Genomic DNA, 13,587 nt, shown 5'->3' with positions numbered 1-13,587 from the left:
CCGCACCACCGGCCCCGCCGTTGCCGAACCAGCCCGCCGAACCGCCATCGCCCCCGGCGAAACCACCACCACCGTTGCCGAACAACAACCCGGCCTTACCGCCATTGCACGCACCACTGGTGCAGGCACCCTCATAGCCGGTGTAGGTGTAACCGCTGCCACCCAACAGACCCGCATCCGGATGATCCGCCGTGCCGTCACCGAACAACGGGGTGCTCACCGTCAACCGGCCCGTCGCCGAGGCCCTCGGGGGCCTGAAACCACCGGTGCCCGACGTCGTGGTCGACGACGCCGGGTTGCCGACCCCCGACCTGCCACCCAACTCCCGGCGGGTGAACGCCAGCGCCGACCACAACAACGGCGCCGCCGACGGCGCATCCCCCGAACCACCACCCTGCAACCAGCCCAACAAACCCGAACCCAACCCCGACACCACACCCCCGCCGGCGACCGCACCACCCGACGCCGCCGCCGCAGCCGGGGCAGCCTTCATCAACGGTGACGACACCGACGGCGCAGCGGCAGCGATCACCGGCGGCAACAGCGCAGAACCCTCCACCGACCCGGGCGCGGCGCTCACCACCGCCACCCCCGCAGCCGGACGCACCGGACGCACCGGACGCACCGGGCGCCGCGACGCCGACGCCGACGCCGACGGCGCATCAAACCCCGCCCCGGGCGCGGAGGCAACACCGGGCGCCACCACCCCAGCACCACCATTCCCCGACACCGCCGACTCACCATGGCGGCGACGCGGCGAAACCACCGCCGGCCTCCCCACACCAGACCCGCCCGACCGCCCCGCAACCACCGGCCCAGCCGGCCCGGAACCAGCCGCCGGCGCGGTCGCCCCAGCATCCGTCGACGCCGAATCAGGCAACGAGACCCGAACCCGCGGACCCCTCACCCGACCACCCGACCGCGACGACGAAGACGACGAGGCCGGGGACGACGACGACGGGGACGACGACGGGGACGATGACGGGGACGCCGACGACGAATCCGAACTCGCCCCGCCCGACCCGGTGGTGTCGGCGAACGCCAACGGCACCGACGCCACCGCCGAGCCGACTCCCAGCAACACCGCCAACGCGCCCACCCGGCCCACATACCGCGCGTAGGCCGACGCGCCGGACTCCTCGGCCGTCACCGCCCGCCGGGAGTACTCGATGCCTCGCACCCGGCCCTTCGTGGAGCGACGATGACGACCGGCGTTGGAATCAGAAGACATCTTTGCTCCCGGTGAGACGAGTGCGGGCTTACCCCACGTGGGCGAAGTATCCACCACTGCCACAGCAAATCCGCGCGAATCTGCTAAACCGTCGGAGAAAACCCCGCCGCGGCGCATCCGAGTTGTCGCTCGAACGCAACAGGGGTCCGGTTACTTGTTGTCAGAGACAAAATTCGGACGTCGATGAGTATTGCCAAACCCCGGGCGACCGGTGATCGCTCCCGCCCGGGTTCCGCCGTCCCGGAGCCGCGTCACACCTCCGGCGGTCACAGGCTCAGCAAATTTCCGGAATCCAGCAAACCACTTTGCGGTGGCGGCGGCGAAGTCGTCAGGTTGCGAGCGCAAGCACCTCGTCGAACCCCTCGACCAGGCAGTCGTGGAACACCTCGAAGTCGGGGATGGCGCCGGTGTCCACGTCGATGCCCAGTGCGCAGGTGTCCACGTAGGTCAGCAGCGTCACGTTGACCGCCGCCCCGATGGTCGGGCCGAACGCATACTGCACCCGCACCTTCGCCCCGGCCAGATACACCGGTACCGGGATTCCCGGCACGTCGCTGGCCAGGAAGTCGACCTTGCGCAGCATCGAGCCGATGTACCACCGCGGCATCAGATTCATCGCCCCGGCCAGGAATTGCACGTAGGCGGTCGAGCGCTCGTTGCGCACCCGCTGCGTGCGCTCCCGGGTCTCGCTGATCCGCTCGGCCGGGTCGGCGACCCCGACGGGGACGTCGAACCGCGCCAGGGTGATGTGGTTGCCGCCCTGCCCGTCGTCCGCGGTGCGGATGCTGATCGGCATCGTCAGATGCAGATCGCCGACGGTGGTGGCGTGCTTCTCGTGGTAGCGGCGCAGGCCCCCGGAGATCCCGGCGACGAACGCGTCGTTGAGTGAGCCGCCGCTGCGGTGAGCGGCCTCCTTGAGGTGCGCCAGCGACACCTCGTGAACGCCCAGACGGCGCACCAGGGAACGCTGTTTCATCAGCGGCGAGCCGGTTTCGCTGACCGGGCGCACGAACCGGTAGATCGACCCGGCCAGCTCACCGGCGGATGCCGCGGACCGCAACGGCCGGCGCACCGTGTCGAACAACAGCTTGGGCGCCTTGGTCACCGCGCCGGTCACCGCCTTGCGGACCAGTCCCGCGTCATAGCGGACCGCGTCGATGTAGCCGCTCAGCGGCCCGTGCGGGTGGACCTCGGGATCAGCGGAGCGGGCCCGGACATCCTCGATGGCGCGCGGCTGTTCGGTGAGGTCGAACAGGTGCATCGCGATCTGCACGCCCCCGACGCCGTCGGTCAGCGCATGGTGGAACTTGCACAGCACCGCCGCGCCGCCGTCGTCGAGTCCCTCGATCAGCGTCGCCGTCCACAGTGGCCGGGCCCGGTCGAAGTCCGCCATCGCCGCCAGTCGGGCCATCTCCAGAACGCCGTCGAGGGTGCCCGGGACCGGCGCCGACACCCGGCGCAGATGGAAGTCGACGTCGAAATCCGGTGCGTCCTGCCACCGCGGCGGCGTCGGCGGCGGGGACTCCACCACGATCTGACGCCAGATCGGCAGGCTGCGCGACAGCGCCTCGAAACGCGCCCGCACCACCTCCCAGTCCGGTGAGCGGTCCAGCATGATCACCGTCACCACGGTGGACCGCAGCCGCGGGTCGGACTCCATCGCCCAGGTGAACGCGTCGGTCTGGCTCATGAATTCGGTCATCGCCCTCAAAACTACGACTGCGCTGCCGCACCGGGAACTCGTCACAGTCAATAGAGGACTTTCTTCCCTTTGGCACAATCCGACCGTGACCCCGGCAGGCTTCATGACCGCGCGCCGCCATGCCAGGCTGGCGGCGCTGCCCGGTGTGCGCGCGGTCCGCCGGCCGATCACCCCGGGCTCAGCCGAGCGCTTCGACCTGCACTACGTGCGCGGCGGTGCGGCGGGCGGCACGCCACTGGTGATCATTCCCGGCGGGCCCGGCATGGCCTCCATCGCGCCGTACCAGGGTCTGCGGAAACGGGCGGCGGCGCACGGTCTCGACGTCATCATGGTCGAGCACCGCGGGGTGGGGATGTCCCGACGTGACGACGCCGGCGACGACCTTCCCCCGGCGGCACTGACCGTCGAGCAGACCGTCGACGACATCGCCGCGGTGCTCGACGACGCCGGGGTCGAAACCGCAGTCGTCTACGGAACCTCCTACGGCACCTACCTGGCCGCCGGCCTGGGCGTGCGCCACCCGGGCCGCGTGCGCGCCATGGTGCTGGATTCGCCGCTGCTCAACCGCGACGACTACGACCTCGTCCGCCGCAACTGCCGGCAGTTGCTCTGGCACGACGACACCGCTCTCGCGGCCAAGGTGCGCACGCTGACCGGCCGCGGTGCCATGGTGCCCGAGGACCTCACGATCGCCGCCGCGGTGTACGGCTACGGCGGGCCCGACGTTGTGGAGCGCCACCTCGATCTTCTGCTGGACGAACGGCGGCTGGTGTGGTCGGCGATGCGCCGGATCGCCCTGCAGGTGGCACGCCGGAAAGTGGCCTACCACAACGAGTTCGACCTGGTCGGCCCGATCGGGTTCCGGGAGTTGAACTTCGCCGGCATCCCCGACGGCCGGCCGCTGGACACCACGCTCACCTGGCGCGGGGTTCCGGCGGCGGACACCCCGTTCCAGGGCGAGCCGTTCGAGCTGATCGACGAGATGCCCGAATTCCGTTGGCCCACCGTGGTTGTCTCGGGCGGGCGCGATCTCATCACGCCCGCCACGGTCGCCGAGCGGATCGCCGAACTGGTGCCGTCGGCGACGCTGGTCAGGCTGCCGACCGCCGCCCACAGCGCGCTCGACACCCGGGAGAGGGCGGCGCTGCGGATCATCGCCGCGGTGTCGGACGGCCACGCCGAGGCGCTGGCCGCCCGGGCCGACGAACTCGACGCCCTTGCGCCCGGGCTGCCACTGCGGCTGACGCCGGCGGCACTGACGGTGGCGGCCACGCTGGCGGCCGCACTTCCGCGATTCGGCGGCCGTACGGCTACTTCATGAAACCGATTGTGCTGTAGTCCAAGTCGCCGATACCCGAGGGGCCGAAGTTGGCCAGATTACTGCGCACCGCCACGTTGCCGGGGGACTGGTAGAGCGCGAGGCTGAACACCTCGTCCCACAGCATCGTGTCGACCTCGTTGGCCAGCGCCCGGGCCTTGGCCGGGTCGAGCTCGTCGAGCACCTCGTCGACCTTGGCGTCGATCGCCGGCGAGGAAATCTTGCCGAAGTTGCTCTCGGCGCCGGTGGTGAAGATCTGGTTGAGGCAGCACAGTGAGAACGCATCGCCCACCCAGGAGAATTGGGTGATGTCGAAGTCTCCGACGTTGACGTAGTTGGTGAAGAAGCCGTTGGCGGGCTTGACGTCCAACTCGAGCTTGACCCCGATCTGGGCCAGGTTGTTCTGCGCCACCTGCGCCACCTGCCGGCCGGTCTGGGAGTCGTAGAGCACGTCGCGGATCACCAGTTGCTTGCCGTCCTTGGCGCGGAACGCGCCGTTGGCCTTCCAGCCGAGGGCGTCGAGTTCGGTCTTGGCCTTCTCCGGGTCGTAGGCCACCACCGCGCTGTTGTCCTGGTAGCCGTCCTGGCCGGCGACGAAGACGTGGTTGCCCAGCGGGGTCGGGTTGTCCACCAGTCCGCGCTGGGTGACGTTGACGATCGCCTGCCGGTCGATGCCCTTGGCGACGGCCTGCCGCAGCGCCTTGTCGGCCAGGATCGAGCCGGGTGCGCCGTTGAAGGTCATGTGATACCAGCTGGGCCCGGGCGCACGGCGCAGCGCGATCCCGCCGGTGCCCTGGGCGATCTTGAGCTCGTCGAGCGAGGCGATACCGGTGGCGTCGATGGTGTTGTTCTGCAGCGCCGGGATCCGGGCGGCGTCGTCGAGTGCCAGGAAGGTGATCGAATTCAGCAGCGGCGGGGTGCCCCACCATTTGGGGTCGCGGGTCAACGTCACGCGCTGTGCGGTCTTGTCCACCGACGAGACCAGGAAAGGACCCGCCGACGGGCCGGGCTTGTCGAGCTGTCCCTTGTTGAACACATCGGGGTTGGCGGTCATGCTCTTGGGCAACAGCATGGTGTTGCCGGCGAACATTCCGCGCCACTCCGGGTAGTTCTGGGCGAAGGTCATCACGGCCTGACGGTCGTCGACCCCGCGGGTCACCGACGCCACCCGGTCCGAGCCGTTGGGGGAGGCGATCGCGAACGCCTTGTCCTTGCCGTTGGTCGCGGCGATCTGCGCGGCGATGTCCTCCCAGGTGATCGGCGTCCCGTCGGACCAGGTGGCCTTCGGGTTGATGGTGTAGGTGACCACCTGCGGCTTGGTGCTGGTCAACTCGACATTGGTGAAGTAGTCGGTGTTGACCTTCATCGACCCGTCCGGGGCGATGACGAAGGCGCGGGGCATGGTGGGTCGCAGCAGCGAGGCGGTGTCGGCCTCGTTGCCGTCGATGTTGAGAGTGTTGTAGTTCGACGGCATCGCGCCGATCGCGAGCCGCAGGTCGCCGCCCTGCTTGAGGGTCGCCGGGTCCTGCGGGTTGGTGTCGCTGCTCTTGCCCAGTTCGGCGTTGCCGCCCGTCGAGCCTGCGGTGCGGTTGGGGTTGGAGGCGCAGCCGGCCAGGATGAGGGCCGGCGTCAGGGCCAGGATCGCCAACCGGCGGATCAGTGCGGTCACGCCCCAGATGCTAGACCGAGTGCCTAGCGGCGAGTGGGATCCGGCCGGGGGATGGCGGCCAGCAGACGCCGGGTGTACTCGTGCCGGGGATTGGTGAACACCTCGTCGCCGTCGCCGTATTCGACGATCGCGCCGCGGTACATCACCGCCACCCGATGCGCCAGATGCTTGACGACAGACAGGTCGTGGGAGACGAACAGATAGGACAGGTCGAATTCGCGTTGCAGGTCCAGAAGCAGGTTGATGATGCCGGCCTGGATGGAGACGTCCAGCGCGGACACCGGTTCGTCGAGTGCCAGGATCTTGGGTTGCAGCGCCAGCGCGCGGGCGATGCCGATGCGCTGCTTCTGGCCGCCGGAGAACTCCTGCGGGTAGCGGCTGGCGTCGGCGCGGCGCAGCCCGACGATATCCAGCAGCTCGGCCACCCGGGTGTCGATGGCGGTCTTGTCGAAACCGTTGGCGCCCAACGGTTCGGCGAGGATGTCGAACACCGGTAGCCGCGGATCCAGCGAGGCCACCGGGTCCTGGAACACCACCTGGATGTCCCGGCGCAGTTCGCGGCGCCGCTGCGCGGTCAGGGTGGCGACGTCGTTGCCGAGCACCTCGATGGAGCCGGACTGCGGCGCTCTCAACTCCAGGATCTCGTGCAGGGTGGTCGACTTCCCCGACCCCGACTCGCCGACGATGCCCAGGGTGCGGCCCTGCTGCACCTCGAAGCTGACATGGTCGACGGCGCGGACCTCGCCGATCTGCCGGCGGAACACCACACCTTTGGTGAGCCGGTAGGTGCGGGACACCTCGCGCACCCGCACCACCACCGGCGGCGCGGCGCCGTCGTGGGCCGCGGGCGCCGCGGTGGCCACACCGGAGATGTCGGCGGCGCTGCGCCCGCTGACCTGCTCGGTGCGGATGCAGGCCGCCGTGTGCGCGGGCGCGACGGTCGTCAGGTCGGGTTCGGCGGCCCGGCAGTCGTCGGTCGCCAGCGGGCAGCGGGGGGCGAACGGGCACCCCGGCGGCAGCGCCACCAGCGACGGCGGCGCCCCGGGAATGGGCACCAGCCGCTCGCCGCGCGGCGCCCCCAGCCTCGGCACCGAGCCCAGCAGCCCTGCGGTGTAGGGCATCCGGCGATCGGAGTAGAGGTCCTCGACGCCCGCCGACTCGACGGCGCGGCCGGCGTACATCACCAGCGCCCGGTCGGCGAACTCGGCGACCACACCCAGATCGTGGGTGATGATCAGCACCCCGGCGTTCGTCACCTCCCGGGCGGTCCTGAGCACCTCGAGAATCTGCGCCTGCACCGTGACGTCCAGGGCGGTGGTCGGCTCGTCGCAGATGATCAGGTCGGGGTCGTTGGCGATCGCGATCGCGATCACCACCCGCTGGCGCTCACCACCGGACAGTTCGTGCGGGAACGCCCGCGCCCGCTGCTGCGGCTGGGAGATGCCGACCAGTTCCAGCAGTTCCACGGCGCGCCCGCGGGCCTCGGTCCTGTCCACCTCGGGGTGGTGCACCCGGATCGCCTCGGCGATCTGATCGCCCACGGTGTAGACCGGGGTGAGCGCGGACATCGGGTCCTGGAACACCGTCCCGATGCGCAGACCCCGGATCTTCGACATCTCCTCGTCGGGCATGCCCAGCAGTTCCTGGCCGTCCAGCGTCGCCGACCCCGACACCGTCGCGTACTCCGGCAGCAGGCCGATCACCGCCATCGCGGCGGCCGACTTGCCCGAGCCGGACTCGCCGACCATCGCCACCACCTCGCGCGGTGCGATCTCGTAGCTCAGCCCGCGCACGGCGTTCAGTTCGCCGTCGTCGGTGGGGAAGCTGACGCGCAGGTCCGTCACGGACAGCAGGCTCATCGCGGCCGCTTCCTGCGCCGGGCGAGATTCGCGCTGCCGGGATCCAGGGCGTCGCGCAGCCCGTCGCCGATCAGGTTGGCGCACAGGATGATCAGCACCAGCACCCCGGCCGGGACCAGGAACACCCACGGGAATGTCGTCGCCGACTTGGTGCCGTCGGCGATCAGGGTTCCCAGCGACACGTCGGGGGGCTGCACGCCGAAACCCAGGAAGCTCAGACCGGTTTCGGCCAGGATCGCCACTCCGACGTTCAGCGCGGTGTCGATGATCAGGATTGAGGCGACGTTGGGCAGGATGTGGCGCGCGATGATCCGCCGGCTCGGCACACCCATGTACCGCGCCGCCTGAACGAACTCGCGTTCGCGCAGGCTCATCGTGAGGCCGCGCACCATCCGCGAGCTGATCATCCAGCTGAACGCCGAGAGCAGCACGATCAGCAGCGTGATGTTCGCCGAGTTCTTGGTCCGCGGGCTGACGATCGCGATCAGGATGAAGCTGGGCACCACCAGCAACAGGTCGACCAACCACATCAGGACGCGGTCGCGCCAGCCGCCGAAGTAGCCGGCGACCGATCCGACGGTCGCGGCGATCAGGGTGGAGATCACCGCGACGCACAGTCCGATCAGCATCGACTTCTGCATCCCCCGCAGCACCTGGGCGAGCACATCCTGCCCGATCGCGTTGGTGCCGAACCAGTGCTTGGGGCTGGGCGGGGTCTGCAACTCGTAGAAGTCGATGTCGGTGTACGAGTAGGGCAGCAGCGGCGGCAGCGCGTAGGCGGCCACGAACAGCGCCACCAGCACCGCCAGCGAGATCACCGCGAGTCTGTTCTGGAGGAAGCGCCGCGTCACCAGAGTGCGCCGGGAGACGAACTCCGCGGGGGCCCCGTGCTTTTCGGGTGTCGTTGCCGTCATGTCACCCGCACCCTCGGGTCGAGGATGGCGTAGATGACGTCGGAGAGCAGACCGGCCAGCAGTACCACCGCGCCGGAGAACACCGTGATGGCCGCGACGATGTTGGTGTCCTGGGTGGCGATGCCCTGAACGACCCATTCGCCCATGCCGTGCCAGCCGAAGATCTTCTCCACGAACACCGCCCCGGTGACCAGGCCGGCGACGCTGTAGGCGAACAGCGTGGCCATCGGGATCAGCGCGGTGCGCAGTCCGTGCTTGAACAGCGCCTGGCGGCGGGTCAGGCCCTTGGCCCGGGCGGTGCGGATGAAGTCCTGTCCCAGCACGTCGAGCATCGCGTTGCGCTGATACCGGCTGTAGCCGGCGATCGAGACCAGCGCCAGGGTCATCGTCGGCAGCACCAGGTGCTGCAGGCGGTCGACGAACTGATTCCAGCCGCCGCTGACCGGAACCGGCGAGGTCTCCCCGGTGTACTCGAAGATCTGCAGCCCGGTCGCCCAGTTCACCTGCAGCGCGCCCAGGATCAGCAGGTTGGCCAGCACGAACGTCGGCGTGCTGATGATCAGCAGCGACAGCAGGGTGACGACGCGGTCGGAGAGCCGGTACTGCCGCACCGCCCCCCACGCGCCGACCACCACGCCGATGATCGTGCCCAGCACCGAGCCGATCACCAGCAGCCGCAGGCTCACCCCGATCCGCCGCCACAGCTCCTCGGAAACCGGCTGGCCGTTGACGGTGGTGCCGAAGTCCCCGCGCACCGCGCCGGACACCCAGTGCGCGTAACGCAGCGGGATCGGCTTGTCGAGGTCGAGTTCGGCGGCCTTGGCATCGATGACGGCCTGCGGCGGGCGGGGGTTGCGCTGCAGCAGGCTGTTCAGCGGGGTGAAGGTGTAGGAGGTCAGGGCGAAGGTCAGAAAGGATGCCAGCGCCAGCAGCACCACGTAGTTGAGGAACCGGCGCGCCAGGAACCGGATCACTCAGAACGCCCCTGGCCGCATCAGCACAGGGTAGGAGATGGCCCTTGCGCTCAGGGCGATCCCGACCGGCGACACCCCGGCGGCCGGCCGCTACCATCGCCACCGACATCCACCACAGGAGGCAGACGTGAGCGTGACTGACGAGGACCTGGCCAACAACGCCGAGTACGCCAAGACCTTCTCCGGCCCGCTGCCGCTGCCGCCGAGCAGGCACGTCGCTGTGGTGGCGTGCATGGACGCCCGGATGGACGTCTACCGAATCCTCGGCCTGAAAGAGGGCGAGGCGCATGTCATCCGCAACGCCGGCGGGGTGGTGACCGACGACGAGATCCGCTCGCTGGCCATCAGCCAGCGACTGCTGGGCACCCGGGAGATCATCCTGATCCACCACACCGACTGCGGCATGCTGACCTTCACCGACGACGCCTTCAAGGGCGACATCCAGAAAGACACCGGCATCAAGCCGGAGTGGGCGGCCGAGGCCTTTCCCGACGTCGACGAGGACGTCCGCCAGTCACTCCGGCGCATCGCGAGCAGCCCGTTCGTCACCCTGCACACCTCGGCGCGCGGGTTCGTCTTCGACGTCGCCACCGGCAGGCTGCGCGAGGTGACGCTCTAGTCCGGTCGCGCTTTGACACGCCGCCTCGGCGAGTGGGTTAATGAGGTCGAGTCCGATTATGTCGGCTAAATCGACCAACTTTACGAGGAATGGATGTCTGAGCAGGCCCTTGCCCAGGCCACGGCCGGGCACTACGAGCTGAGCCATCTGCGCGTGCTCGAGGCCGAGGCCATCCACATCATTCGGGAGGTCGCCGCCGAACTCGAGCGCCCGGTGCTGCTGTTCTCCGGCGGCAAGGACTCGATCGTGATGCTGCACCTGGCGATCAAGGCCTTCGCCCCGGCGCGCCTGCCCTTCCCGGTCATGCACGTCGACACCGGGCACAACTTCTCCGAAGTCATCGCGACCCGCGACGAACTGGTGCAACGGCACGGGCTGCGGCTGGTGGTGGCCAGCGTGCAGGATGACATCGACGCCGGCCGGGTGGTCGACGACGGGCCCTCGCGCAACCCGCTGCAGACCGTGACGCTGCTGCGCGCGATCGCCGAGAACCGCTTCGACGCCGCCTTCGGCGGCGCGCGGCGCGACGAGGAGAAGGCCCGGGCCAAGGAACGGGTGTTCAGCTTCCGCGACGAGTTCGGCCAGTGGGACCCCAAGGCGCAGCGGCCCGAACTCTGGAACCTCTACAACGGCCGGCACCGCAGGGCCGAGCACATCCGGGCCTTCCCGCTGTCGAACTGGACCGAGTACGACATCTGGGCCTACATCGGGGCCGAGGGCATCTCGCTGCCGAGCATCTACTACGCCCATCGCCGGCCGGTGTTCCGCCGCGACGGGATGCTGCTTGCCGTCCATGAGCACATGCGGCCCGGTCCGGGGGAGGAGGTCTTCGAGACTTCGGTGCGCTACCGGACCGTCGGCGACGTCACCTGTACCGGGTGCGTGGAGTCCACCGCGGCCACTGTCGAGGACGTGATCGCCGAGACTGCGGTGTCGCGGCTGACCGAGCGCGGCGCCACTCGCGCCGACGACCGCATCTCCGAGGCCGGCATGGAGGACCGCAAGCGGGAGGGCTACTTCTGATGGCCGCGTCGCTCCCGGCCCCCGCCGAACCCGAGGGATCGCTGCTGCGGCTGGCCACCGCCGGCTCGGTCGACGACGGCAAGTCCACCCTGATCGGCAGACTGCTCTACGACTCCAAGGCCGTGATGGAAGACCAGCTGGCCGCCGTGGAGCGCACGTCGCGGGAGCGCGGCAACGACTACACCGACCTCGCCCTGGTGACCGACGGCCTGCGCTCCGAGCGCGAGCAGGGCATCACCATCGACGTCGCCTACCGCTACTTCGCCACGGCCAGGCGGAAATTCATCATCGCCGACACCCCGGGCCATATCCAGTACACCCGCAACATGGTCACCGGCGCGTCCACGGCCCAGTTGGTCATCGTCCTCGTCGACGCCCGGCACGGCCTGCTCGAACAGTCCCGCCGGCACGCGTTCCTGGCCTCGCTGCTCGGCGTGCAGCACCTCGTGCTGGCGGTCAACAAGATGGACCTCGTCGACTGGGATCGCCAGCGGTTCAACGAGATTCGCCGAGAGTTCCACGACTTCGCCTCCCGACTCCACGTCCCCGACGTGACGACCATCCCAATATCGGCGCTGCACGGCGACAACGTGGTCACCAAATCGGGCAACGCGCCCTGGTACGGCGGGCCCGCATTGCTGAGCCACCTCGAGGACGTCTACATCGCCGCTGACCGCAATCTGGTCGACGTGCGCTTTCCGGTCCAGTACGTGATCCGCCCGCAGACCCGCGAGCACGCCGACCATCGCAGCTATGCCGGGACCGTCGCCAGCGGCATCATGCGGCCCGGCGACGAGGTGGTTGCGCTGCCCAGCGGCAAGACCAGCCGCATCACCGCCATCGAGGGCCCCGGCGGTCCGGTGGCCGAGGCGTTCCCGCCGATGGCGGTGTCGATCAGCCTGGCCGACGACATCGACGTCTCCCGTGGTGACATGCTGGCCCGCCCGCACAACCAGCCCGAGGCGACCTGCGACTTCGACGCGACGGTGTGCTGGATGGCCGACGAGTCGGACCTGCAGCCGGGGCGCGACTTCCTGATCAAGCAGACCACCCGAACCACCCGGGCCCGGGTCACCGCACTGGACTACCGGCTCGACGTCAACACCCTGCACCGGGACACCGGCGCGGAGATGCTCACGCTCAACGAACTCGGACGGATCAGCCTGCGCACCCAGGTGCCGCTGCTGCTCGACGAGTACTCGCGCAACCCGGTCACCGGATCGTTCATCCTGATCGACGCCGACACCAACGTCACCGTCGCGGCCGGGATGGTGCGCGAGACCGGTCCGGCGACGGTCCGGACGTCCTCGCCCAACACCGTGCGTCACAAGTCGCTGGTGAGCGCCGGCGAGCGGCTCACCCGGGGCCGCACCGTCTGGTTCACCGGCCTGTCCGGGTCGGGCAAGTCCTCGGTGGCGGTGCTGGTGGAGCAGAGCCTGATCCAGCAGGGCTGCCCGGCCTACCTCCTCGACGGCGACAACCTGCGCCACGGGCTCAACGCGGACCTCGGCTTCTCGATGGCCGACCGGGCCGAGAACCTGCGCCGGCTGGCTCACGTCGCCACTTTGATGGCCGACGCCGGCCTGACCGTGCTGGTGCCGGCGATCAGTCCGTTGCGCGAGCACCGCGAACTGGCCCGGTCGGTGCACGCCGACGCCGGGATCGAGTTCTTCGAGGTCTTCGTCGACACGCCGCTGGAGGACTGCGAGCGGCGCGATCCCAAGGGTCTTTACGCCAAAGCCCGCAAAGGTGAGATAACCCACTTCACCGGAATCGACAGCCCCTACCAGCGGCCCAGGAACCCGGATCTGCGGCTGACACCGGACCGCACGGCCGCAGAACTCGCCGAGCAGGTCGTCGATCTGCTGGAATCGTGGTCGTGAACGATCATCAACTGGCCGCCGAACTGGCCGCCGGGGCGGGCGAGCTGTTGCTGCAGGTGCGCGCCGAGCTGGCCGAGGCGTCGGCATCGGAGCGTAAGGATCAGGGCGACAAGCGCTCTCATGACTTCCTGATGGAGCAACTCGCCGCCGCCCGGCCGGACGACGCTGTGCTGTCCGAGGAGGGCGTCGACGACACGGTCCGGTTGTCCTCGGAACGGGTCTGGATCGTCGATCCGCTCGACGGCACCCGCGAGTTCTCCGAACCCGGCCGTGACGACTGGGCGGTGCACGTCGCCCTCTGGCAGGACGGGGAGGTGTGCAGCCCCGCCGCCCTGGCCACCGCGACCGGCGCCGCGGAATCCCACTCGTACTGGCCCCCGGCGTGGACGTAGACC

10 protein-coding genes and 2 pseudogenes are annotated in these 13,587 nt (G+C 69.4%); 6 read left to right on the top strand and 6 right to left on the bottom strand.

The features are described from left to right. A pseudogene (locus tag ACKOQ4_RS14635) lies at positions 1–220 on the bottom strand (hypothetical protein); the annotation flags it as partial. Between ACKOQ4_RS14635 and ACKOQ4_RS14630 the strand changes: the two are divergent. After that, positions 192–1,121: a hypothetical protein gene (locus ACKOQ4_RS14630; RefSeq protein ID WP_526293078.1), complete on the top strand. Its 930-nt coding sequence runs from the start codon at positions 192–194 to the stop codon at positions 1,119–1,121. The pseudogene ACKOQ4_RS14635 and the gene ACKOQ4_RS14630 sit on opposite strands and share 29 nt — an antisense overlap. A gap of 438 nt (positions 1,122–1,559) precedes the next feature. On the opposite strand, the gene ACKOQ4_RS14625 is transcribed toward ACKOQ4_RS14630, so the two are convergent. Next, a complete protein-coding gene (locus ACKOQ4_RS14625; RefSeq protein WP_526293076.1) occupies positions 1,560–2,933 on the bottom strand; it encodes a wax ester/triacylglycerol synthase domain-containing protein in 1,374 nt (457 codons plus the stop codon). A gap of 103 nt (positions 2,934–3,036) precedes the next feature. Here ACKOQ4_RS14625 and ACKOQ4_RS14620 point away from each other — a divergent pair, with 103 nt between their 5' ends. After that, positions 3,037–4,254 (top strand): alpha/beta fold hydrolase, encoded by a 1,218-nt coding sequence (locus tag ACKOQ4_RS14620; protein ID WP_526293080.1) that lies wholly within the window; start codon positions 3,037–3,039, stop codon positions 4,252–4,254. Here the strand turns inward: ACKOQ4_RS14620 and oppA are convergent. The 4 genes from oppA to oppB are packed head-to-tail and all read right to left on the bottom strand — an operon-like array spanning position 4,244 to position 9,667. Further along, positions 4,244–5,920 (bottom strand): oligopeptide ABC transporter substrate-binding protein OppA, encoded by a 1,677-nt coding sequence (gene oppA, locus ACKOQ4_RS14615; protein ID WP_526293074.1) that lies wholly within the window; start codon positions 5,918–5,920, stop codon positions 4,244–4,246. The genes ACKOQ4_RS14620 and oppA overlap by 11 nt on opposite strands. A gap of 23 nt (positions 5,921–5,943) precedes the next feature. Beyond that, entirely contained in the window at positions 5,944–7,779 is a 1,836-nt protein-coding gene (oppD, locus tag ACKOQ4_RS14610; protein WP_526293072.1) for an oligopeptide ABC transporter ATP-binding protein OppD, read from the bottom strand. After that, entirely contained in the window at positions 7,776–8,693 is a 918-nt protein-coding gene (gene oppC, locus ACKOQ4_RS14605) for an oligopeptide ABC transporter permease OppC (protein WP_526293070.1), read from the bottom strand. The genes oppD and oppC overlap by 4 nt, the downstream gene beginning before the upstream one ends. Continuing rightward, the gene (gene oppB / locus ACKOQ4_RS14600) at positions 8,690–9,667 is read right to left on the bottom strand and encodes an oligopeptide ABC transporter permease OppB (protein WP_526293068.1); all 978 of its coding nucleotides are present in this window, start codon (positions 9,665–9,667) and stop codon (positions 8,690–8,692) included. The genes oppC and oppB overlap by 4 nt, the downstream gene beginning before the upstream one ends. A gap of 127 nt (positions 9,668–9,794) precedes the next feature. Here oppB and ACKOQ4_RS14595 point away from each other — a divergent pair, with 127 nt between their 5' ends. From ACKOQ4_RS14595 to ACKOQ4_RS14580, 4 genes and pseudogenes are all read left to right on the top strand, one after another. Beyond that, complete coding sequence (locus tag ACKOQ4_RS14595) at positions 9,795–10,286, top strand: beta-class carbonic anhydrase (protein ID WP_526293066.1); 492 nt, start codon at positions 9,795–9,797, stop codon at positions 10,284–10,286. 93 nt (positions 10,287–10,379) lie between these two features. After that, positions 10,380–11,309 (top strand): sulfate adenylyltransferase subunit CysD, encoded by a 930-nt coding sequence (gene cysD, locus ACKOQ4_RS14590; RefSeq protein WP_526293064.1) that lies wholly within the window; start codon positions 10,380–10,382, stop codon positions 11,307–11,309. Further along, the gene (cysN, locus tag ACKOQ4_RS14585) at positions 11,309–13,192 is read left to right on the top strand and encodes a sulfate adenylyltransferase subunit CysN (RefSeq protein WP_526293062.1); all 1,884 of its coding nucleotides are present in this window, start codon (positions 11,309–11,311) and stop codon (positions 13,190–13,192) included. The genes cysD and cysN overlap by 1 nt, the downstream gene beginning before the upstream one ends. Then, positions 13,189–13,497: pseudogene (locus ACKOQ4_RS14580) on the top strand (inositol monophosphatase family protein); the annotation flags it as partial. The gene cysN and the pseudogene ACKOQ4_RS14580, both read left to right, overlap by 4 nt. Between the last annotated feature and the right edge of the window lie 90 nt (positions 13,498–13,587).

Source organism: Mycobacterium sp., from assembly GCF_046095365.1.
Lineage (GTDB): Bacteria > Actinomycetota > Actinomycetes > Mycobacteriales > Mycobacteriaceae > Mycobacterium.
The sequence above is the reverse complement of the archived record's forward strand: the minus strand, read 5'-3'. Positions and strand labels throughout refer to the sequence as shown.

What these genes read in the sequence shown, in the direction of transcription:
- ACKOQ4_RS14625 (WP_526293076.1), bottom strand. Translation starts at nt 2,933, where the DNA reads ATGACCGAATTCATGAGCCAGACCGACGCGTTCACCTGGGCGATGGAG.
- ACKOQ4_RS14620 (WP_526293080.1), top strand. Translation starts at nt 3,037, where the DNA reads ATGACCGCGCGCCGCCATGCCAGGCTGGCGGCGCTGCCCGGTGTGCGC.
- oppD (WP_526293072.1), bottom strand. Translation starts at nt 7,779, where the DNA reads ATGAGCCTGCTGTCCGTGACGGACCTGCGCGTCAGCTTCCCCACCGAC.
- oppC (WP_526293070.1), bottom strand. Translation starts at nt 8,693, where the DNA reads ATGACGGCAACGACACCCGAAAAGCACGGGGCCCCCGCGGAGTTCGTC.
- cysD (WP_526293064.1), top strand. Translation starts at nt 10,380, where the DNA reads ATGTCTGAGCAGGCCCTTGCCCAGGCCACGGCCGGGCACTACGAGCTG.
- cysN (WP_526293062.1), top strand. Translation starts at nt 11,309, where the DNA reads ATGGCCGCGTCGCTCCCGGCCCCCGCCGAACCCGAGGGATCGCTGCTG.